The organism is Bradyrhizobium sp. SZCCHNS30572, assembly GCF_032484415.1.
Classification (GTDB): Bacteria; Pseudomonadota; Alphaproteobacteria; order Rhizobiales; family Xanthobacteraceae; genus Bradyrhizobium.
Genome location: NZ_JAUESY010000004.1, coordinates 254,167 through 276,121, shown reverse-complemented (window position 1 = coordinate 276,121; position 21,955 = coordinate 254,167). Strand labels below are relative to the sequence as shown.

The 21,955-nt window shown below is 61.9% G+C and carries 15 protein-coding genes and 1 pseudogene; 7 read left to right on the top strand and 9 right to left on the bottom strand.

The window, feature by feature from the left end; genetic code table 11:
• Positions 1-138: 138 nt before the first annotated feature.
• Together QX048_RS12490 and QX048_RS12485 are read right to left on the bottom strand one after the other, a co-directional pair.
• Positions 139-1,884, bottom strand: coding sequence for a caspase domain-containing protein (locus QX048_RS12490; RefSeq protein WP_316200471.1), 1,746 nt, complete (start codon positions 1,882-1,884; stop codon positions 139-141).
• A gap of 84 nt (positions 1,885-1,968) precedes the next feature.
• Positions 1,969-3,198 (bottom strand): S8 family serine peptidase, encoded by a 1,230-nt coding sequence (locus QX048_RS12485; RefSeq protein WP_315751862.1) that lies wholly within the window; start codon positions 3,196-3,198, stop codon positions 1,969-1,971.
• A 713-nt stretch (positions 3,199-3,911) separates the two neighbouring features.
• Between QX048_RS12485 and QX048_RS12480 the strand changes: the two genes are divergently transcribed.
• The 5 genes from QX048_RS12480 to QX048_RS12460 are packed head-to-tail and all read left to right on the top strand — an operon-like array spanning position 3,912 to position 10,647.
• Positions 3,912-5,261 (top strand): GTPase-associated system all-helical protein GASH, encoded by a 1,350-nt coding sequence (locus tag QX048_RS12480; RefSeq protein ID WP_315751863.1) that lies wholly within the window; start codon positions 3,912-3,914, stop codon positions 5,259-5,261.
• Entirely contained in the window at positions 5,258-6,220 is a 963-nt protein-coding gene (locus QX048_RS12475; RefSeq protein WP_315751864.1) for a TRAFAC clade GTPase domain-containing protein, read from the top strand. The genes QX048_RS12480 and QX048_RS12475 overlap by 4 nt, the downstream gene beginning before the upstream one ends.
• Positions 6,217-7,047: a hypothetical protein gene (locus tag QX048_RS12470; RefSeq protein ID WP_315751865.1), complete on the top strand. Its 831-nt coding sequence runs from the start codon at positions 6,217-6,219 to the stop codon at positions 7,045-7,047. The genes QX048_RS12475 and QX048_RS12470 overlap by 4 nt, the downstream gene beginning before the upstream one ends.
• Positions 7,048-7,075: 28 nt before the next feature.
• Complete coding sequence (locus tag QX048_RS12465) at positions 7,076-9,562, top strand: effector-associated domain EAD1-containing protein (RefSeq protein WP_315751866.1); 2,487 nt, start codon at positions 7,076-7,078, stop codon at positions 9,560-9,562.
• A gap of 23 nt (positions 9,563-9,585) precedes the next feature.
• On the top strand, positions 9,586-10,647 hold the full coding sequence (locus QX048_RS12460) for a caspase family protein (protein ID WP_315751867.1): 1,062 nt from the start codon (positions 9,586-9,588) through the stop codon (positions 10,645-10,647).
• On the opposite strand, the gene dcd is transcribed toward QX048_RS12460, so the two are convergent.
• The 3 genes from dcd to QX048_RS12445 are packed head-to-tail and all read right to left on the bottom strand — an operon-like array spanning position 10,644 to position 13,130.
• Complete coding sequence (dcd, locus tag QX048_RS12455; RefSeq protein ID WP_315751868.1) at positions 10,644-11,300, bottom strand: dCTP deaminase; 657 nt, start codon at positions 11,298-11,300, stop codon at positions 10,644-10,646. The genes QX048_RS12460 and dcd overlap by 4 nt on opposite strands.
• Positions 11,297-12,685, bottom strand: coding sequence for a hypothetical protein (locus QX048_RS12450; RefSeq protein ID WP_315751869.1), 1,389 nt, complete (start codon positions 12,683-12,685; stop codon positions 11,297-11,299). Before QX048_RS12450 ends, dcd begins: the two co-directional genes overlap by 4 nt.
• Positions 12,686-12,692: 7 nt before the next feature.
• Positions 12,693-13,130, bottom strand: coding sequence for a hypothetical protein (locus QX048_RS12445; protein ID WP_315751870.1), 438 nt, complete (start codon positions 13,128-13,130; stop codon positions 12,693-12,695).
• Between the two features lie 291 nt (positions 13,131-13,421).
• Between QX048_RS12445 and QX048_RS12440 the strand changes: the two genes are divergently transcribed.
• Complete coding sequence (locus QX048_RS12440; RefSeq protein ID WP_315751871.1) at positions 13,422-13,931, top strand: hypothetical protein; 510 nt, start codon at positions 13,422-13,424, stop codon at positions 13,929-13,931.
• 17 nt (positions 13,932-13,948) lie between these two features.
• Here the strand turns inward: QX048_RS12440 and QX048_RS12435 are convergent, their stop codons facing one another.
• Positions 13,949-15,859 carry a CHAT domain-containing protein gene (locus QX048_RS12435; RefSeq protein WP_315751872.1) on the bottom strand — a complete coding sequence of 637 codons (1,911 nt, stop codon included), beginning with the start codon at positions 15,857-15,859 and terminating at the stop codon, positions 13,949-13,951.
• Positions 15,860-16,122: 263 nt separating this feature from the next.
• Entirely contained in the window at positions 16,123-17,805 is a 1,683-nt protein-coding gene (locus tag QX048_RS12430; RefSeq protein WP_315751957.1) for a metallophosphoesterase family protein, read from the bottom strand.
• A gap of 3 nt (positions 17,806-17,808) precedes the next feature.
• Between QX048_RS12430 and QX048_RS35250 the strand changes: the two are divergent.
• Positions 17,809-17,976, top strand: a pseudogene (locus QX048_RS35250) (SOS response-associated peptidase); the annotation flags it as partial.
• Positions 17,977-18,461: 485 nt separating this feature from the next.
• Here the strand turns inward: QX048_RS35250 and QX048_RS12425 are convergent.
• Complete coding sequence (locus QX048_RS12425; RefSeq protein WP_315751873.1) at positions 18,462-18,677, bottom strand: AlpA family transcriptional regulator; 216 nt, start codon at positions 18,675-18,677, stop codon at positions 18,462-18,464.
• Positions 18,678-18,806: 129 nt separating this feature from the next.
• A complete protein-coding gene (traA, locus tag QX048_RS12420) occupies positions 18,807-21,818 on the bottom strand; it encodes a Ti-type conjugative transfer relaxase TraA (protein WP_315751874.1) in 3,012 nt (1,003 codons plus the stop codon).
• Positions 21,819-21,955: the final 137 nt, after the last annotated feature.

Sequence of the window (21,955 nt, the reverse complement as noted above, 5' to 3'; positions counted from 1 at the left end):
GCAGCGAAGTCACATTGAATTGCGACAACGAAGAGGCTGTTGGACGAAGTTAAGATATCGTCCGTTGTCTTGAGAGACGGCCTGATGCTCAAAATGACTGCGTACACTTGTTTCGCGTTGCTGTAGACTTAGAATGTTTCAGCGGACGGAGTCTGGTTTGGCCTCCATTTCGTAGATCGCATGATCCGCGCAAGTCGTGATCGATGTCCGTAGTAAGTATGGGACCTGCACGGCAGGCGTTTGCGCGTAGGGATAGAGCCGCGTCACTCTATGGCAAGGGTCGCTCTTGGATGGCTCGCTCTCGCCCTCCTTAGGAGCATAAAAGGTCCCGAGCGTCAGACAGCTATGGAGCGCGGCATCCAGCCGGTCCTCTGATGAGCCGGCGCTATCGCCGTCTGGCCAACCTATGGAATGCCCGGTCCAGATACAGCGTGCCTTCCGATCCGAGACCTTGGTGCACTGCGCTGGTGTGGGAAACCTTGCACCGATGCCACTCACGTCTTGGTCCGATCTTGTTGCGGAACGAAGTGCCCGAGCAGCCTCGCACATACCCGCTTCCCAATTCTCCATCCAACTCAGGCGCTTGTTGGTTTCGGACTCGGCTTGATACATCCAGCTCCAATCAGCTTCTTTCTCGACCAAGAAGTTGCAGGCTAGTTGTAGCACCTTGTCGAGATCCGGCATCGGCCTGAGCCAAACCGTCCGAGTGAAATCCGGCCCAGGACTGTCCCGGCCGGTGGTTATTGGTATTTTCTCCCTGTCGAGCGTCATACGAAGATTGATGTAGTTTTGCCAGCTTCCTTTAGCTCTCCAGCACACGGGCACCCTCATCCAACCGGGGCTGCATGACTTATCCGCCAAACAGTCCGCGATCGGTTTGAACGCCGCATTGATGTATTCTGTCGTTCGTCCTTTTAGATCTTGCCGGTATAGCTCCTGATCGGCCGATCTGTAATATTCATCATCTTGGATCGCTTTAAAGTACAACTGATCGAATTTCCGCTCTCTGTCCGTATAGAAAAGAATCAAGTCTATCATGAGCGCCAAAAGCGCAACGACAAGTAGACCAAGGAATAAATATATTCGAGGTACGCGTTTTACGAAGACGGTTTGGGAGACGGTTTCCTTTGGTTCATCTTGAGAGGGTGTGCTGGCAAACAAGGTGCCGTCGGGAAATACGCGATGAGTCTTCGACTCTTGCGAGGCAATCGACGCGAGAGAAATTGTCTGTGGCGGTGTTCCATATTTTGTGGAATTGTGTTTCATCCTTTTTTGGGTTGCGGCGATGACGTTGTCAACGGAGCCGAGCCCATAGCCGGCGTTCTCGATTGCCTCGCAAAGTGACGTGGTGAAGATGCTTCCTTTATCGTCGCTTATGTAGAAGCTCTGGTGGCCTCGACCGCAGCCATAGATGGTGAATATCGGCCCGTTTTTGGGTTTGATTGGTCTCATTGACCAACTTCCGAATCCCTTGATGTTCAGTTCAACGCCATCTCGGCATGCATCTATGATCATCGTGATCGACGCAGCACTCGATTTTTGAAGTGCGCCGCCTAAATCGACGGGAACGAGTAATTTGTCGACTATCTCGATATCGCGGACGGTCGCGTCCGTGGGCATAAGGAAATCGCGGTTGTTGAAAGCTTGTCCATGACCCGAAAAATATACTATCAAATCTTCTGAGGGCTTGGCTCTCAAGCAGGCCTCCCGAAGGCTAGTAAAAAGTTCAGTGACGCCGACGTTCTTGAGCTCCTTGATGATCTCGATACCGTGTCTTTCGAAGCAAGACCGTATATTAGAGAGATCGGCATCGACCGCCGGAAGATTGCGTAGACCGCTTTCCCTATATACTGAAATTCCGACAATTATCGCTTTAGCCGGCATGTGATCATATCTTGTGGCAAGTTCGGACTATCCCGAATTCAACGATTGTCACGCGAGCAATTGCCGTGGTGCATACGCGCCGTACTAAGGCGGGGGCCGCTGTTCGGGCGCACGAGGCATTCCTCCGCCGACGTCGGACGGCTCGTGGGTATGGAATTCCTTGAAATAATCTTCGGCGCTGGTGGCCATCATCCGCTGAACCCGCTCCGCCGTAGCCGCCGGTCTTCCAGTGCGAGCGAATTGCCAATAGAGAGCGGCCAAGCCTGCGATGTGCGGGCAAGCCATGCTCGTCCCGCTCAAGACCGACAATTGCTCGTTGATGCCGGCGGATACCACGTCCACTCCCGGACCAACAAAGGTTACGTCCGCGTTCGAAAAGGGCGCGATCGCAAGGGCGGCGTCGACGGCACCCACAGCGATCACGCTGTCGGCCTCCGACGGACTGGCTTTACCAACGACGAATGTGGGTCGACCGCTTTCATTTCCGCTTGCCGCTACGACGAGGGGATCGAAGCCATCTTTTCGTCTCGCCCTCAACTCGTTCATCCACGCGTCGAAGATTCTGATGTTGTCGCGGAACGCGATGAGTGCCATCGAGGTGGCCGCATCTGCATGGACGCTCGCCTTGACCAGGGAGGCTCGGTAGCCGACGAAATCGAAGCCGAGCGACATCGAGATGACGTTAGCCCGTACCGTATAGGCCGCCCAATTGAGCGCATCGAGCAGCGCGGCAGACCCGCGCGTTCCGCCGATCGCCTTTGCGACGAACAGCCTCTCGATGTTCGGTGCGACGCCGATACGAACTCCATCGACCATACCTCCGCAGATGGTCCCGGCGCAGTGCGTTCCATGGCCGTCGGTGTCCAGGGCGGCGCCATCGCCGAAAGTGCCGCCGGGCTTGTAAGTAAAATCCGCTTCGTCTATCGCGCCCTTGAGATGGGCAAAGGCGGCATGGTCGCGTTTGATCCCGGTGTCGATGATGGCCACCTTCACGCCAGCACCATCGAAGCGTTTCGCGTCCACACCAAGCGTCTGCAGACCCCACGTGACACCAGCGGCCCTGGCGTCGCGCAAGATCGCATCGGCCGCACTGGTCGCCGTCACGATCGGCGCGATGAGGGACACGGGCATCGGCCTCGCCGCCATTCCGATCTCGTTCGGATCGGGAAGCTGATGCCGGCTTGGCGCATGCTCGGGTGCAACCCGAATCGTGATTTCGGGCGTGGACGGAGCGGACGCGGTCTTCGGAATAGGCGCCGCACCTCTCCGGCGGGTGCTCGGTTGTACGCGCCGGACAACCAGCCATTCGCTCATCGTCTCTCTCCCTTTACATCATCGGCGTGGTCTACGCCGCAGGCAAGCACCGGCCGGAGGCACTGTCACGATGGCACATGGATCGGCGGCCACAGCGCGATCGCCGCGGCGACAGCCTACATGGAGCTGTCCCTACTTCAAGAGATCGGCATAGTCCGTTGCCGATGCAGGTCGGCGCGCGCCCCTTTTCCTTTTGGGCGGTATCGACCGGCGACTCCGCAGACAGCCCGCCGGTATCTGTAGTAGGGTGGCGGGAAAATGGCCCGCAGGGACGTGACGCCGGATGGATGGCCAGGAGATCAGGGATGCCGTCGAAGCTGCCGGCGCCGATAGAAAGCTGACGGACTACGGCGGCAGCGACGCTTTCCGCTCGATGGTCGGCTTTCCGTGATTCCTATACGCGGATGGTGGTCTTCTTACAGGACGGTGAAGGATTTGGACGAAACCGTCAGGTACTCCCTCATCTTAGCATCGAAGCGCCCGAAGCGGCCCTGGATCTTCTGACTGAAACTTCGCAAGCCAACACGCAATTGCGCACCCCGGTGGAGGTCTGACCGGTCCCCGGCCCGGCGTTGGACCAAGGGTGCACCGACCTGAAGGCGGGTTTCGTCTCTCTTCCTGTTCGCAAGTGTGCGATCCGTTGCAAACTAGTGGATATCCCAATGCCAGGTTGCTATGGGAACAAAAAGTGATCCCACTGCTTGAGGTCGGCTTTGACGGACAATGTTCTTTTGCGCTTTCTGACCAGAGGTTTGATCGATGTTGGCGGCGACGATGCCAAGCTCGACAGACTTAGGGCGACAGCGGCGGATATTGCTGGGGTGCTCGAGAGCGCGCCCTTCAAGGCGATACCGTTCGCGTTGATTGCATTCGACCCTCAGGCGCCCGCCGGCGATCCCGTGGTTAAGGAGGCGCTCGAGATCCTGCAACAGAGGTGGACGACCTACGTCAACACCTTCTCCGGAACGCCCGTCGCGGTCGCGAGGGCACTGCTGCTCGATGCGCTGGCGCAGGCGGCGAAGAACGACGATCGCATCGGCGCAGCGTTCGTGGCATTGGCGCGCAATACGCTGCCGTTGATGGAAGCGGGCCACGAACAGGAGATCTGGGACGAACTGGTCCGCGAAATCGAGGCGAGGATCGATGCCCGAGCAGAGGTGGAATGGGCGACACCGTCGTCCATCGTCGTGCAGCCGCTGGAATTCGAAGTGTCGGTGCCGGACCCTCGGCAGGCCACCCGGAAGCCCGTCGATAGGGAAGCCCTCAAGACCGGGATCCGAGCAGCTTCGGGGCCGAACTTTCAGAATGCTCAAGGTACTCAGGTCGCGACGAACGGGAATCCCCATTGGCCGACAAGCAATCAGCCTGTTTGGGTCACGGAGTTCGGCGAACGCCTCGCGAAGTCGATCGCGGATGCGATCGACGGCTCCGTAGGCTCGCTGGCCCTTCCGCCGGTGGACTTGTCCAAGCCTCTCAAGACGCTGGCTAACGGCGTTGCGGAGCACGTGGACCAAGCGCTAAACGCCGTCAGCGCCGCCACTGCCGGTCTCCAGCGAAGGGCCAACCTTCTCTGGTGGAAGGAGGCTCGCTATTCGCCGAGCGCGCAGGCGAGCTATCGGGAGCTATCACCCCGATCCGCGGCGACGTTGATGGCTTTCGACATGCACGGGCACGTTCCGGTCTATTCGCCCGCGAGCGTTTCAGCCTTTCTCTTCGAAGCGGTGATCGGCCTTCCGACCATCGACGCAAAGCGGAGCTACGGCATCCTCGGACTCGTCGACGATGCACAGAAGGATGATCGGCTTTCGTCGTTTCGGGAACAGCTCGCCAAGACGTACGCGCGGCCTGCGGGCCGGACCCCTGTCCTGTCGCTCGTCGCCTACCCCGACCTCCTGGCGTCGAAGAAACCGGAAGACTTTCGCCGCCTGACGGGCATTCCGGCCGAGACCGAACTGACGTTGCCACAATGGTCGACTTGGGTCTTCCGCGAACTGCAGGCCGCCGCGGCCACGACTCTGAAGCCTGAGTTGAAGGTAGCGCCGCAGGAAGCGCCGGCCGCATGACGCAATGCAGTCAAAAGAATTGCAACGTTCCGGATCTGGGGTGCGACCTCGGATATCCGAATTATTTGGATTGTCCCCAATGGGAGGGGGGCGCGAAGGCCGAATCTCAAACTCAAGCGTCGTCGGACGAAGTGCTGCTTCCCTGGTCGGGAAATTCGTTGGGGTTGGCCGATCTGGCGTTCGTCTCGGGGCGTGTGCGGCCGTTCCTGGTGGGCGTCGTAGGGCCACAGAACGCGGGAAAGACGACGCTTCTCGGCGCCTTCTACCTGCTTCTCGGTCGAGGAGTGATCGGAGCTGATGACCGTCACTTTGCCGGATCGTTTTCGCTGGCAGGTTGGGAGGCCGTGGCGGGCACCTTGCGTTGGAGCCCGGGACAGCCGCCCACCTTTCCTCCGCACACGACCAGCCGCGGGGGGCGAGCCCCGGGTCTGCTGCACGTCTCGTTTTGGGATCCTGGGCGGAGCTCGGCCGCCGACTATCTTTTCGCCGATGCGCCTGGCGAATGGTTTCAGAAATGGTCGGTCAGCCGCGATTCTCCCGAGGCGCTGGGAGCGGCCTGGATCGCGGATCGCGCCGACGCCTTTCTGCTAACGGCCGACTGCGAATCGCTTTCCGGATCCAGCATGGGGACGGCGCGCGGAGAACTCCAGCTTCTCGCGAGACGTCTGGCTGCCGAGCGAGGCGGCCGTCCGGTCGCCCTCGTCTGGACGAAGACCGACGTCAAGATCTCGCCTGAGATGGAAAAGGCGGTCCGCCGCGCGGTTTTCGACCAGATGCCCGACGCCAAGGAGTTTTCCGTTAGCATGATGCCCCCCGAGGCTGATCCTATCGGCGTCAGCACCGGCCTGCTCGAACTGTTTCGGTGGACGCTGAGCATCCGCCGACCACGGATCGAGCTGGAAAATCCATCGAGCAAGCGAAGCGATGCTCTCTTTAGGTTCGGAGCATTGTCACCATGACGGAACGTCACAACTCGATACTTCTCTTGGGCGAAAGCGGAGTGGGCAAGACCCACTACGGCGCTCAACTGCTGAACCGCCTGATGAACGTCGAAGGTGTTCTCCGGATGGAAGGGCAGTCGACGAATCTGCTTCCTTTCCAATCGGCGATGAACAGTCTGCAGGAAGGGCGGGCGGCCGATCATACGGCGACGTCGACCTATTCCGAAAGCGTATGGCCGATCATAGACGGTACCGGACGTCGCGCGGATCTCGTTTGGCCGGATTACGGGGGCGAGCAGATCAGGCGGATGATCGAGACCCGCCGGATTCCGAACGCCTGGCGAGAACGGATAACGACTTCGCCGGCCTGGCTTATGTTGGTGAGGCTGCAGGCGCTACGGATAGGAGACGACATCTTTTCGAGGCCGCTCGCTTCGCTGCGGAGTTCGTCGGCGGTCGCGGCCGAGGGGCAGGTCTCGGACCAGGCGAGAATGATCGAGCTGCTGCAGATGCTCCTGTTCGTCGGATCGATGGGCGACCGGCCGCTGGAGCGCCCGCGTCTCGCGGTTCTTCTCACGTGCTGGGACGAGCTCGGCTTCGAAGGCGCCCCGGAAGCCGTACTGAAGGAAAGATTGCCGCTGTTCTGGACCTTCATCAGATCCAGTTGGCGCGCGCCGACGGTGCTGGGCGTTTCGGCGTTGGAGAGGCCGCTCAGTCCGAACGAGCGCGACCTGGACTACGTCGCGAAAGGGCCAGAGAGTTTCGGCTACGTGGTGTGCGCGGACGGATCCCGGTCGCCCGATCTGACGTTGCCGATCCAGCTCCTTCTGGACGACGCGAAGTGATCGCGCAGTTTCGTACCGAGGCGGTCGCGTGAAGATCTCCCAGGCGCTATTCGGCGAGGTAAGGGGCGGCCATCAGCTGAAGGCGGCCAGCGAGGGTCTGAGCGTACCTGCGGAGCTGTCCGCGCGCCTAGATCTCCCCGATACGGCTCCGCCGGGTACCGATTGGTCCCCTTTTGTCTCGGGCTTTCCGGACGGCGATTGGTACGTCGTCGCCAGGACCTTTCGCGATGCCGCAGCGAGCCGATCGGGCATGGTGGTTTCGCATGCGCTGATAGCGCCTCTCGACGAGCTTGTTGACGTTTCGAATCTGAGCTTCCTGTTCGAGCGGTTGATCGCGACGCCTGATGCGCCGGCGAACATCGACAACCTCGATCTGGAACCGCTCGACCACATGCCAACGCCGTCTCCCGAGCTGCCCGCAGCAGCGGCCCTGCTCGCCGAGCGGGGAGAAGGGCCCGTAGTTCGGCTCGGTCACGACGGATTCGAGGATCTCATCGTGTCCCTGTGGGCCAACCTATGGCCCGACATCCGCCGAGGGTTTGCGTTTCGGCTCAGCTTCGGGCCCGGCGATGTCGTGGAGACCCCTGTACCCGCCCTGGTCTGCACGCCTCCGTCCTTGTCCGCGCGTTGGCGAGGGCATCGTCTGTTGGAAGGGGCACCTGAAAGGATGTCGATCGCAGCCTCGATGTTGTCTGGAGGAATAGAAGGCGAGGTGCTCCGCGCCTTCAAGGCCAATATCGGCGCGAAGGTGTCGGAGTTTCCCGAGCTTCCCTACCTTGAGCAAGCCTATCGGATTGCCGAATTGGAGCCAGAGACGTTGCTGAACACCGTGCGGATCGCTCGTTTGGCGGAGCGCATTTCACCCGACCCGTCCGATGGGCGAGACGGAAAGCGGAAGGTGCTCGATCGCCTGCTTCTACAGTTCGAATCGGCTGACATGTCGGACGTGTTGTCCCTGCGCAACGTCTCGTTCGCCGGATTCGCGCGATCCGAACAACTATGGACCAGGTTGACGCGCTGGATCGCGGACCACGACTTCAAGCCGACCGAAGACTTCTTGCTCTTCAGGGCCATCCAGGACGCTCTCGCCCCTCGTTCGGACCCACCGGTGCAGGACTGGCAGGCGTCCGTCCGATCCGGGCTTTTCGAAGCGGCGCGCTCCGCGCGTGCTCCTTTTGCGCGGGTCTTCTGGCGTATTGCCGAGGCGCGACCCGATCTGCTTTTGGTCCTGTGGGAATGCATTCTGCCCACGGCCGATCTGGAGGTCCGTCTCGTCGAGACCGTCCCCTCCAGTCTGAGCGTAGATGCCGTCCGGACGCTTGCTCCGCTCGTCTCCGACAGGCGCTTCTACCGCCTTCATGCCGTCGCGGTCGCGGCGGCCTACGAGCCAGTGGTGGCCGTGCGGCTCCAGGTCGCAGCCGAACCGGCGCCGCGGTCGGAGGGAATACGGCTCGTGCTGGGACGAGCCTCGCCGTCCGAAGTGGTGAACTGCGCATTGTCCTTGGCCGACGATCGCGTCGTCGAGATCGCTACCTCGCTCGTGGTTGCAGACCCAACGCTGCTTGCCGACGTCGATATGACACTCCCTATCGCGCGAGAAATCTGGTCGGGCGCGCTGCGGTCCGACGCAAGGGCGTGGCAGGGACCTCGCGATCCGGTGGGCGCCTTCCATGCCATGCTGACCGAGATTTTGGACGGTGCCGCCGGGTCCGGTGAAACGATCGATGCCGTTTCGCGCACACAGCTCGCCGATCTCGCCACGTTCCCTCGGCGTGTTGAACTATGGCCGCGGATCAAAGAGCCGGCACGGGGCAATCTCATGACTGCGACGGCGAGGGGCTGGATCGAGCGCGGCGCGACGAGAGATCCGGTCTTGCGGATCGAACCGGAACTGCAGGAAGCCATTCTTCGCGAGCGAAGTCTCGAAGACCTTCTCAGGAAGCTCGCCGCCTCGAACCTGGCTAGGGCCGTCGAGATCGTCGATGCGTTGCCGTCGCTGGGCGAGAACCGCTTTTTGGATATGTGGCATGTTGCCGGTGCACGTTCGAGCGCGATCGCTCCCCACGATGCGGAAGCGTTGGGACGTCTGCTGCGCGATCGCAGCTGGCGACGCACGGCCGAGGATCTGTTGCGCTCGCTCCGGATCGGACGGCAAGATGTGCGACCGGCCCTGAGGGTCTGCGCCAGCCTGCTAGGCTATTGGGATCGTTGGTACTGGGGACTGAAGGAAATCACGGCGGACGAGAAGTGGAATTCTCTCGAAGAGTTGGCTGCGGACCTCTACCCTTGGGGGCCGGACCAGGACGGGCTATGGGAGCGGGCCGGAGGGCGCGGCGCGGATCTCGAGCGGGCCGGAAACGGCCGCTATCAATGGCGCGTGGCGCTCGGCAAACTGCGCCGCGGCCAAAGCGCGCCGAGCGTCCGTTCTCTTCTTCGGACCATGTTGGATGACTACGCCTCCAACGAACGTTTGAGATTTCTCGTCGACGATCCCGAGTTCGGCGGTCATCGATAGCTGCGACAGCCGAGGCGGACAGGATGTTCGAACGGGGGCGAGCCTTAGTGATCGGGGTGGCCGATTATACCGACGCAGCACGGCTTCCGGACGCCGTGGTGAACGATGCTCGCGACATCACCTCCGTACTTCTGTCGCCCGACCATTGCGGCTTCCTTCCTGCGAACGTGCGCACGCTCACCGACGATGATGCGACGCTGGCTGGCCTGCGAGCGTCGCTAACGGACCTCGCCCGATCCGCCGACCCGGACGATACTGTGCTCATTTTCTTCTCAGGCCATGGAGGGCGCTTCGCAGGCGATCAGACGAGTTTCCTGATGCCGATCGATTTCAGGGCGGACGATCCGCACGGGACGGTCCTCATGGAGGAGGAGTTCTCCGACGCCTTTGCTGCCATTCCCTCGCGGCGATTGCTCGTCCTTATCGATGCGTGCCATGCCGCCGGTGCGGGTACCTTTAAGAGCGCCGGGCCGCAGATCGCGTTACCGGGCCTGTCGGAGAAGGCACTGCGCACGCTCGCACACGGGAACGGTCGAGTTGTGATCGCATCTTCGCGGATGGAGGAGAATTCCCACGTCCTGCCGGGTGCACGCAACAGCGTGTTCACCGACAAAATTCTGGAGGCATTGACCGGTCTGTCGCGAACCGGAAGCGACGGAGTCGTTCGCGTTCTCGACCTTTTCAATTACGTGGCCGAACACGTCAATCGAACGATGAGCGGACTGCAGCATCCGGTGCTTCGGGTTCACGACCTCGATGACAACTTTCCGATCGCCTTGACCTGCGCAGAAGCGAACATCGCGCGGCAGTCTTTGCATTCGCCGCGCGACCTCGAAGTCCTGCTGCCCGATCTCTATCCGCTCGGGCCGACCGACCAGGATATTTGGCTCCGCGCCGGAGGCGATCTTTCCTTGCTCAAATTGAACGGAACGGGAAAATCGAATTGGTTCTCCGCGTTGCGGGCGTTGCGGCGAGGAGGTGGCGGGCGCAACGTCGACCGGCGCACGCTGATCGCGGCCGCGCTGGCCGATTACCCGAAGCATAGCGAGTTGCTCGCTCTCAATGCAGGCGGATCGAACGGTTAGACGCGCGAACGGGTCCTGTGTCGTTCGATGAGCTTGGAAAGCCGACCGTTCGTCGCCGGGGACGAGATCAATTGAGGGACCATGTCCACCGTTCCGGCGTACTGCGCGGCCTTGGGCGGCAGCGTGGACGGGGCGCCGTTGCCATCGACCACCGAGTGCAGAAAGAGTTGGGCGATCGTCTGTCCCGGATAAAGCGTGAGCGGCGTCTCCCCGAGATTTCGCAGTTCGAGGGTCAGGCTTCCGGCGAAGCTGGGGTGGATGCCCACCGCCGTCGCCACGATGAGGCCCAATCTTCCCCAAGTGGATCGACCGACTACGTACGCCATCAGATCGGTCGGAAGGCGAAGGTATTCGAACGTTTGCGCAAGGAAGAACTGATGGGGGTGGATGATGATGCTTGCGCCGAACGGGACGTATTCTCTGCGGTAGAGATCGGTGAACGTCCGCTTGTTGGTCGATTCGTCGAACTCGTCGATCGAGCCGAACAGAGAGGCCGTCACCAGACAGAAGTGAAATCCAAGCCGGACGTCGACCGATGCTTGTCCGGGCTTGATCTGCTCGTCCTGATCCAGCAGCGGACTGATGACCAGGCGCTTGGTCGGATCCTGCTCGCGAAGGCGCGACTTGATGGCTTCAGTGGAGAGCGCGCTCACGTCGGACTGCTCCATAAACGGCTGGCTTCGGAAAGCTCGACGGCCTTGAGCAGCAACTGGTGGAGTTGATCGGAACGCCGAGCGTCAAGCTTGGAGGGGTCTCCCCCCTTATCGGGTATCTGGTCGAGCCTCGTGAGCAGTGCGGCCCACCCGATGTTCAATATCGACGCTAGTCCCAGCGGCTTCGGCGCCGCCCCGTCGTTCGATTCGATCGGCGGAACGAGGTAGCTCAACATCGTCAGCGGATCGCCGAGGTCGTAGTCGAGTTTGTCGCTGGTGTAGATCAGATCGGGGCAGGTCTCTTGCAGGTGGCTCCTGGCGGCGGCGAACACGATTGGACCGAGCGAGGCGATGTAAGGAATCAACTCCGTGCAAATGGCCGCCTCGGTGACGGAATATTGATCCAGCAGCTCGGAGAACAGGTCGTCTCCGTGCGGACAAGCAGGGATGTTGGGACTGTTGAGATCGTCCGACAGAGCGACCTGCGTCCGCCGCAGAAATACATCGGAAAACGACGAGGAGCCGGAGGCGAGCTCCTGCATCAACAACTGGCGTCGAAGCTGGGAGGGCGGATGTGTTTCCGCGATGCCATAGGTGCGCAGCGCGAGTTCCAGAAAACCGCACAATGCGAAGAAGTAGGCGGGCCCGACAAGAATATGCCCGACCGCGTCCGCCTTGATTTCCTCGATCCAGTTGTCCGTGATCTCCGTGAGCCTAAGCTGCTCCTCCTGTCCGAACGGGGTGCCGTTCGCCTGCAGGCGGGCCTCGATACGGGCCTCGCACGCTCGCCTCTCGTTCTCCGCGAGCTTGAGATCCGGTTTGATCAGGTGGTGTATGGCGTGTCCGAGCTCGTGAGCGACAACGGCGAAATGGGGCAACATGTCCATCGCACGCGCTGGAACGGCGACGATCAACACGGGCCATGCGATGTCGGCCAACGCCTTCGAGAATGTCGGCGACGGCTTGGTCCGCATCTTCGGCTCTGGAACGGTCCACAGTTCGTAGTTCGACAGATGGGCTGCCCGAAAAAAGGTCGTGTTGTCGATCTTGAGATCGCGAATCCACGAGTGGAACGGTGCGATGATCTCGTGAGGGATTTGAGTGGCGTCGGTGCCGGAAACTTCGGCGAGCAGTTTGTAGGCCCGCTCTCCTATATCTTCCGCCTCCTGCAGCTTTCTGCGGGCCGTGCCGGGGTCGGTTTCGGATCGCGACTCGTCGAGAAATGCGCGACCCGACGAAATCAGGCCGGCGACGAGATTGATCCACTTTCGGGGGCCGATGTCGTGCCCCGGGAAGGTGAGGCCCTTCAGCCGGACCGTCTCGGCTTCCAGACGCGCGAGGAAGAAGGAGCAAGCCTGTTGTGCCAGCAGGAGCGGCTGCGGCATGCCGTCTCTACTCGATCACGATCGATCGTGGTGCCACCGGACGAGCCAAGGCGGCTTCCTTCCTCATCGAATCCAGAAGCTTCTCGACGAGTTCGGCCGCGCGTTCTTGTTCTGCCGGATCGACCGGCACGCGGTCGCGGACGCGTTGAAACACGGTTGCGGCTTCATGGATTCGACTGGGAACGTCGCCTTTCAGCGAATTCTTCAGGTACTTGAAAAACAACGAGAAGCGATCGAATGCCGGCCGGTCTTCGATGCCAACCAGGAATTCTCGCCTCTGGATGTTTTGAGACCCCCGGCCGGCTTCCGAGAAGATCTCCACCAGGCTTCCCAGCACGTCCGGGTCCGTTGGGGCCAGCGACGCGCTTCTCACGGTGTTGAGACCGCTCTCGAGCACGTATCGGAGGCCGATGTCTACCGCTTGATATTGCCGTTTGAAGCTCACCCTATCCCCCAACTTGTTTTACCCATCGGGCTCGTCCATGCTGGAACCGGTGGCTCGCCGTTCAGCTAAGCATGAGCCTGATCGGAAGCGTTGGCCAGTAAAAAGCGCCGTGCGAAGCGTGTTATGCTCAGTGATCCAAGATATAACAATATGTGGTGTTTCTGTCAAAGCGAGTGCCAACATGCATGTGCTTTCCCGCCCGGATTTCGGCCTGAATAGGGGCTCGGTCCAAGCTCCGCCGCCCGCGCCTGACCCGCGCGACAACTTCTCATGATTTACCCAATATGACCCATGGCAGAGACGATTCCCAGCGGGCGGCCGCTCGTTCCGCTGCCGGGCGCGGCGGTCTTTCAGGAATTGGCGCACATTGACCCCCACCGGCGGCTCAATCTGCTGCCCCGTTGGACCGCCCGGTTCGATTGGCTGAAGCCGAACAAGGGCAATCCAGCGGAATTGCTGATGGTTCTTCGGGAGCCGGGCTTCGTTCGCCTCTTGCCTTGGACGCCCTGTGGCGAGCAGGTGCGCATTCGCTACGAAGAGCTTGCAGCCGACGAGGGCTCGGACGACAATCTGGAGGCCATGCGTTTGCTCCAGGATTCCTACGGTCGTCTTCAGGTCGATACCGAACACCGGCCCTATTTGGGAGACGCGGCTCTCGCGCATCTTGGAATATCGCTCGAACGCGGCGTGCGCTCGCCGGTATACGTGGTGGTGTACCCGAATTCCCTGGGTCTTCTTTCCGTCGAGGCGAGGGAATTCAGATTGAAACACGCCGCTTTGCTGGACGGCCTTCCGGCATAGCTGACTTCTGCGCGAGATCATGATTGAGCCGGTCTTGCGATGCTGGCGAGCGGGTCGCCGAAGAAGCAATACGCCGCAAATGTGTCCTTCGCCTCGGTGTAGGCCTTGTCGCGGATCTGCGACATGATAAGGCTGAACGGTTTGCTCGGATCGTTCTTCACCGCCTCGTAGAACGCCCGCGCGACCTGATGCGCGATGCCGTCGTCCACGCTCCATAGCGGCGCGATCACGGCTGCCGCTCCCAATTCGATGAAGGCGGATGCGAATCCTCTCACTCCGACCAGCGCAGGCTTGAGCCTGCCGATCTCGCACGCGTTCAGAAAGACGAGAGGGCGCTTTTCGGCGATGATCGCCGCCAGGTTGGGAATTCCTAACAACGTCGTCGTCGTGATGCTCGAATCTTCAAGGCGGATCGTCTGGTCGACCGCGGAAGACTCGCCGTGGCATACGAAATGAATGAGCGATCGCGACTGCGCGAGAAGCTCCTTGCGGAATTCTCCGAATGTCGCCGGATCGACGCGTCGGCCGCCGTATGCGGCGAGCACCATTTCGGCTTCCTGCTCGGCGCTGGCGAGCCTGGTTGCGCCGGAATATCTGGGAGCGACCACGAAACTGTCGACGAGCTCGACGCTCCACGCCGGCGATATCAGACTCCGATCGGTCCATCGGCCAATTCCGAACTCGACACCTAGGGGATTTCGCTCCTGCCATGTCTTTCCGACGATGCGCCGAGGAACCATGAGCTCCCAAGGAAAAAAGGCTTCCTCCGACACGATCGCGATTGTCGAGAGCGGAGCGCTCGCGTCGATCAGATCCCAGAATGCCTGCTGGAAGTTTTTCGGCGAGGCAGTGAACAGCTGCTTACCGGCTCCGCGCAGTTCGTCCGTCAGCATTTCGGGGGGCGTCTGGTCCGACGTGAAGCGATCCATGAATCCTGCGACGATTCGGCTGGTGTCGTCTCCGGGACTCCAGGGCCCGGTCTGCGGGGTTCTGTACTTCTCCAGGTGCGGAGAGCTGACGAGGCAGACGAATTGCCGGCTGCTGCCCGGCGGATCGGCGACGATCGTGACGACGAGATCGGCTCTGGGCGCATCCGGCGGCGGAATCACCAGCTTGGCCGGCGGGTTCACAGTCGTGCCTGAAACCTTATTGAACTCCACGATGCGCGCAATCTTGCCGCAGGCGCGTTGTTCCGCGAAGAACACGATGATGATGCAGGGCCTCTCGCCCATCGTTTCCTGGTCTCGGACGACCTTCAATTGGAACGATGGCAACGACACCGTCGTCTGCGCGGTTTCGAGAATGAAGGTGGTCCGGTCGTTGCCCTCGATCTCGAAGTGGCTGGAGGCGACGAGAACGGCTTCGATTCCCGTTCCTGCCGGTGCGACCACGTTGGTCGCGATCTCGCCCGTTCTGGCCGGCGAGACGTCGAGCCACACCTTCACGCTGAGCGCCGCGCCGGGTACCAGCGATCCCTCATGGATGATGTCCATATGGGGGGTCTGCTCGACGATCGGTCGGAGTGGCCGTTCCGTCTTGTCACCGCCCTTTTGATCGGTCGCCGGCGACTGGAAAGTGTCGGGCATCGGCAGGCCTGGCAGATGATCGAAGGTTAGCACATCTCCGGACACCTGGTGCGCGAGGCCTGCGCTCTTCGTCCGAGCGCCCCGTTCGCGCATTCTCGAGATGACGCTCTTTTCGATGTCGCGCAGCTTCGATACGTCATCCGTCGGACCTGGAGCCCGAAGAAGCTCCGAACAGATTTCGAGAATGTAGGCGGAGCAACGCTCGAACCACTCGTCCGACTCGGCGAGACGAACGAAGATCCGCAGCGCCGGCTCGAGGTGCCGGCATCCCAATAGGTCGACGGCCCGGTCGAAATCATCGACAGCCGCCGGATCGGCGTCCTGCTCCGTCGCATCATTCATGGCGACCCGCCCATCGGATCCGCCAGCGGCACGCTCGATGCGTTGCGTTGCGCGGAAACTCTATCGAGCGCAAGTCGCCATCCCCTGCCACCATCATCCCGCCGATGCGACGCATTGGTCGCGGCCCGTTCGCCTCACGGATCGCGGAGACTATAACATTTTTCCGCTGTGAGCCATCCACTCGTTCCCCCGTGCCACGGTCCTTGCGCGCTGCAGGCCATCGTCGCGTCGCTGCGGCTAGGTGTTGGTCGACGCGGTGCCGTTCAGGTGCCGGGGCCGATCGTTCCTTCGCGGCAGAGAAATCCGTCCTCGTCGAAGTAGCGCTCTCGCAGCGAATCGCCATCGAGGTCGACGACCGAGAAGCCCATGTACGCCCAGTGTTCGAAGCCGCTTGCGATGTACCGTCGGTCTTCGAAGATCGCGGGCGACGGATACTCGTCTCCCTCCGCGTGCGTCATGTAGACCGGGACCCCTCCGTTGCCGACGAGGCGTGCGTACTCGAGGCCGCCATGGGCGGAGTGGAGTACGCATCGATGTTCGTGGCCCCAGATCGCGCCGAAGATCGCCTTGTCGGCCAATAGAGGACCGAGCTTTTCGCGCAGAACCTTGCCGACGTCGGGGCCGTCCTCGTATGCGCTGAAGAATTGATGATGCGTCAGCAACACGGCGCGTTGTCGGCTTCCGGCCAGGATGTCGGCCAGCCACGTCGCTTGCGGATCCTTCAGACCGTCGTCGTCGTACGCCGTGTCGAGGCCGATAAACTGCCAATGGTCGTTGGCCAGACGGAAGAAGCTCGATCGGGCCTGCCTCGCGAACCGCGCGTCGGCGAGCAGAGTGCCGTAGTACCCGTGACCGCCCGAATACATGTCGTGATTGCCGTTCAAGGACCAGGACCCGATCCTGTCCTCCTCGCCAGGGTTGACGGGCCAATAGGGCAGGAAGCGCTTTCGGTACTCGTAGTCGAAGCCGGAATAGTACACGTCGCCCAGATGAATGACGTGGCATTCTGTCCCCGCAGCCATCGCCCCCTCGACGAGCTTGCGCATTTGAGTGGCGACCTTCTGCGCTCTCGGCAAGCCGCTTCCCCAGTCGCCCACGAACACGAGCCGGCATCGGTCCGCCATGACGTGCGTGGGCGCGGGCTCGGGATTGAACGGATGCGGATTTCGGAATTTGGAGATGCCCATGGCGACGAGCGAGCTCACCCAGCCGGGATCGGTCACCGAGAACTTGTCCAGGACGCGGCGGGAGGAAGGAGGCAGGCCGGCGGCCAGCGACCTGTCGGTCACAGGCGTGGTCGCCTTTGCGCCGCCGCGCGCAGACGCCACAATGCTCTCGTCGACGTGATCTCTGCTGTCGGGATGATCGAAGTATTCTTCGAGCGCGCTCTGAGTGATGCTGACGATGGGATTGCTGCTGATGAAGCAGGTCTCGTCCAGTGACGCGGAAGCCTGGCCACGCCGCCGCGGTCGAAGCTGGAAACCGGTCGCTTCCCACGAGCCGGCGTTCTGGCGCTCCTTTGCCGCTTCGACCTCCGATACGGCGCGCGAATATTCCTGCTTCTCGACGACCGGTTCGTGATCCGACGCCGCCCCGCCCCGCCGTGCTGAGGCACGCTTCTTGAGTTCCTCCAGCACCGTGTCCATCTGCGCAAGGACGAATTCGCGGTTTAAGACCTCTCTGATCATTCCAACTCCATCTCTCCGGTCACATCCCGGTCCGCCGCCGCAGCCGCCTAGCGCGGCGGATGCGGATAGATAACCTAAGGGATTCCCGTGGATAGGCAAATCGGCGAGGCCGTAAACGTCTTGCGGTGGCAAGGGGGCCGTCGATATCGCGAAGTTCTCGCCGAACTGGACAGGCACGCCGGCGACCAATTCCTGCAGATGCGCCTTGCGCTCGAACCCCGGCACCGCGCGCAGATAATGACCAACGAGGTAGAGCAAGTCGGCATCTTCCTGGACTACAAGCCGCCGATCGTTCGGACGGGAGCCGAAGGCCGCGAGCTCGCCAGCGGGCGGTGGGGCATGCCATCGTCCTCCAAAGCACTGATCGACGCTACGAAGACGAGGCAGGGTCATGCGAAATCGAGGACGGCTCCTATGCCTGATGGCGGTAACCTCGGAGATGGCACTCGGACGCAAGCGGGTCGCAATCGCGACCAGGCGGAGAACAATCCCTTGATGATCGCGTAATGGCGGTCACTGGTATCGACTATTGCGGCCGCGTACTGCCGGTGGTCAGTCAAGCCGATGTTGCGCTGAAATCCGCGGAGATCTCCGGGGTCGTTCCGTTCATGACCATCATGTTCGGAGGGCCTACGGGCCAGATAACATAGACAGCTGATACATGGGCAAACTCCCTTCGAGACCACGAAGCGGCGGTCTGCAAGCTGATCGAGGCGATTTTTTTGTCGGGCCGCGTCTGAACGGCTGAAGCGGCTGGTTGGATATTCAGGGTCGTCAGACAAGCTGCCATCGAGCGCCGAATTGTTAGCTGAAGGAATGATGCAGCCCATATCGGCCAGATCTGCGGCGACGGGCATTGGCGAAAATTTGGTTCTCAGCTGCTTCGGCTGCGTGACGGCCGCTAGCCTCTACCGTCAGCGGACCTCATCGAACTCGCCTTTCGGACGCCATCCGGCGGGATCTGCGATCCAGCGGTTGATGTCGGATTCATGCCAGCCGGTCCCGTTGACGCTGATCCTGATCTGCGGTGGGAACGTGCCCTCGGCGATCTTGCGGTAGATGGTTGAGCGGGACAGCCCGGTCCTATCGAGGACGGTTTTCAAACGGATGATACGGTCAGGTTCGCGCATGGCCGCGCTGCCTCCTGTTGGCTGTTTCTGACGGCTGCTGAGACCAGACAAGGAAGGCATCCAAGGGCACGCAAGAGGGTTTTTCGACGTGCTGCACCGTGGCGAAGAATCGGCGGTAAATCGGGTGGTTCAAATTCCGATGCCCCGGCCTCGGCCAAGATCGATGCCGTGGGAGAAGGCGAGTTCGAGGCCGAGCCGGCGGCCTGACTCGAAGGCGATGCCGAGCTCCCGCTTGCGATTATCGAGGAGGGATTCCAGTTGCGGATCGCGTTCGAGGCTCCTTACCATGTCGCCCATCGCCGAGCGCGTGGCCCTGTAGCCGGAGAAGTCGCCGGCCTGATACTGGCGCCGGCTGGCCTGGTTGAGCCTCTGCCAGTCCTCTATGAAGCGGTCGGCGCGGCGGTGAGGGGCGATGCGCAGTTCGGTCTCGAGCTGGAGCGCGCGGATGGCGCGGTTGACCCGGCCGCCAGCCGCCTCGCGGGCAAGTTCCGGGTTCTTCTTGTAGGCGGCTTCGGCATCGAGCGAGCCATAAGGCCGCACCTCCTCGAAGACCCGGCGGGCCTTTTGCAGTTCTTTCACTTGCGCGGGACTGGCCTCGCTGCCCATCTCCTGCGCCTCGAAGATCGCACCCACGGCGCGGGCATGGCGCACGAGCGCTCGGGTACGCACGCGACGCAATTCCTTTTCCGCCTCTTCCGCCACCTTCCTTTCCGGCGCTTCTGTTCCGCGCCGAAGGGCTTCCGTGCCGCCCCTTTCCCTTTCCGGCGTTTCCCGCTCCGGGCTCCGTCCACCATCCGGGTCGGGCATATTTGACGGAGAGCGAAGGCCGTCGAACATGTTGCGGACCTTCTCGGGCACGACCTTGCGCACGATCTCGGCGACACGCTCGCGGAAGGTGATCCCACGCCGCTCGGCATAGCTCTGTACCGGGTCGGCGCGTTCGTAGTCCGAGGCCAGGTCCTTGGACCGGTCGCGCGAGAGGGTACGGACAAGCCGGTCCCGACCCACAAAATCGTCGTGGCCATAATGCAGGTCCACGCCGTCGCGGTGTCGGGACAGGGCGACATAGCTGCTGTGAGCATCCATCCCCGGCGTCACCAGGACATGGGCGCGGTCGACCGTCATGCCCTGGGCCTTGTGGATGGTCGCGGCATAGCCATGGTCGACCCGATTGTAATCCTTGAGGTCGAAGCGAACGGATCGGCCATCGTCGGTCTGCACGGTCATGGATTGCGCGCTAATCTGCTCGATGGTCCCGAGCGTGCCGTTCTTGACCCCGAGACCGCGCTCGTTCTGCAGGAACATGAGGCGATCACCGCTGGCAAAATTTCTCGCGCCGCGCTCGACCGCCACAGCCACCTCATTGCCCAGATCACCGGCGACCCGCATCCGCCCGCGGGCCGCCTCGTTCAGCGCCCGGACCTCGTCGTTGGTATGGGTGAGGATGATCCGGCTCCGATCCGGTGATGCCTGTCGGTCGAGGTCCCAGCGATCGATCAGATCGCGGCGCGCCTGCTCGCGGGTCTGGGCCTCATGCACCATGCCCCTGGAGCGATAGGCTTCGAGTGCGTTCCCGGTACGGCGATTGGCCAGATCGCGCGTGGCGTCGCGCTGCCACTCCTTCCGCTGACGGCGTACTTCGCCGATTTCCGCACCGCCGTGACGCTCATGGATCGATCGGAACGCCGCGCCGGCCTCGATGGCTTGCAGTTGTTGCGGATCGCCGACCAGCACGACCTTTGCGCCAGCCTCGGCCGCATGGGACAGCACGCGCTCCAACTGGCACGTCCCGACCATACCCGCCTCGTCGATCACCAGCACATCGCGCGACGTGAGCAGGTCGCGGCCCTGTTGCCAGCCATGTTCCAGGCTGGCGATGGTGCGTGACACAATGCCCGATCCGCTTTCGAGATTTTCCGCCGCAATGCCGGACAGCGCTACGCCCCGGACCTCGTAACCCGCCGCCTCCCACGCCTCCCGCGCCACCCCCAGCATCGCGCTCTTGCCGGTTCCGGCATGGCCGACGACAATGCCGAGATCGCGCCCATCGGTGATATGCGCCAGCGCCTCGGCTTGCTCGCCGGAAAGGACAAGGCCGCGCGCTTCCGCGCGTGCCAAAGCGGCTTCCCGGTCTGCATCCCGCGTCGCATGGCGTTCCCGTTCCGCCATCAGTGCGGCCGCGCGGTGCAGGCGCTGTTCGGCCTCAATCATCTCGCGGGTCGTGAAGCGATCCTCGCTGCGTCCGTCCTTGCCGAGCTCGACCAGATTGGGCGCGCTACGCATCGCACTCATGACCGCGTTGAACTGGTCGACCCCGTCGCTGTGCCGGTGCGCAAACTTCGCCATGTCGCGCTGTGTGAAGGTCGATTGCTGCCGGGTGATAGCGTCCAACCCAATGGAGGGATCGGCGATGATCTGTGCCCCATTGCTGCGTGCGATCTCGCGGTGCATCTCGGCGCGATCGGCCCCGCTGCCTTCGCCCTCGATGCCGCGCTCCTCAATGCGTTTGGCGGGTGCGCCGATCTGGCTTTGCGGCTCCAGTGCGATGCCCTGCACTTCCAGACTGCGATGGTCGATGCGCGCGTCAATGTCGAGTTCGGCGAGACGTTCATTGGCGATCTCCGCCCAGCGTTCGCGCCAGCGCTCGACCATCTCCGTGCGGTTCCAATCCCGCACCTTCTGGCCAAAGCCGCTCTCGTCGACCGCGCGCATGGTCAGCATGACATGAGCATGGGGTTTCGGCGTGCCGTCCTCGGCCCTGTCCCAATGCACGTTGAGATCGGCGATCATGCCCCGATCGACGAATTCGGCCCGAGCGAAGTCGCGGGCCAGTTCGATGCCCTGGACCTCACTCATCTCGCGGGGAAGGGCAAATTCGACTTCGCGGGCAAGCTGGGCATCCTTGCGGACCTCGAATGCCTCGACATCGTTCCACAGCCGTTCGCGGTCGCTCCACGCCTGCGGCGCATTCTCCGGCAGCATCACCTCGGAATGGACGACGCCGCGCTTGCCATAAAAGTCGTGGCTGCGATCCAAGCGCTCGTCGCGCAGTCGCGAGCCCGAGCGGTAGGCCGCCGATGCCACCGCGCTGCTCCCGGCCTTCCGGCCAATGACCTTGACGTGAAGATGATAGATCGCCATCGCGATCGGATCACTGGCACAGCGAAGCGCACGTCGGCACGACGTATAAGCGCGCCCTCCCTCGAAAAAATCTCGGGAGGGATTACCGCGTCTCAGGATGTTCTGACGACCTTACAGCATTATGCCGTTCGCCCAGC

Coding starts and splice junctions, on each gene's coding strand:
- QX048_RS12490 (WP_316200471.1), bottom strand. CDS start 1,884: ATGCCGGCTAAAGCGATAATTGTCGGAATTTCAGTATATAGGGAAAGC.
- QX048_RS12485 (WP_315751862.1), bottom strand. CDS start 3,198: ATGAGCGAATGGCTGGTTGTCCGGCGCGTACAACCGAGCACCCGCCGG.
- QX048_RS12475 (WP_315751864.1), top strand. CDS start 5,258: ATGACGCAATGCAGTCAAAAGAATTGCAACGTTCCGGATCTGGGGTGC.
- QX048_RS12470 (WP_315751865.1), top strand. CDS start 6,217: ATGACGGAACGTCACAACTCGATACTTCTCTTGGGCGAAAGCGGAGTG.
- QX048_RS12460 (WP_315751867.1), top strand. CDS start 9,586: ATGTTCGAACGGGGGCGAGCCTTAGTGATCGGGGTGGCCGATTATACC.
- QX048_RS12450 (WP_315751869.1), bottom strand. CDS start 12,685: ATGCCGCAGCCGCTCCTGCTGGCACAACAGGCTTGCTCCTTCTTCCTC.
- QX048_RS12440 (WP_315751871.1), top strand. CDS start 13,422: ATGGCAGAGACGATTCCCAGCGGGCGGCCGCTCGTTCCGCTGCCGGGC.
- QX048_RS12435 (WP_315751872.1), bottom strand. CDS start 15,859: ATGAATGATGCGACGGAGCAGGACGCCGATCCGGCGGCTGTCGATGAT.
- QX048_RS12425 (WP_315751873.1), bottom strand. CDS start 18,677: ATGCGCGAACCTGACCGTATCATCCGTTTGAAAACCGTCCTCGATAGG.
- traA (WP_315751874.1), bottom strand. CDS start 21,818: ATGGCGATCTATCATCTTCACGTCAAGGTCATTGGCCGGAAGGCCGGG.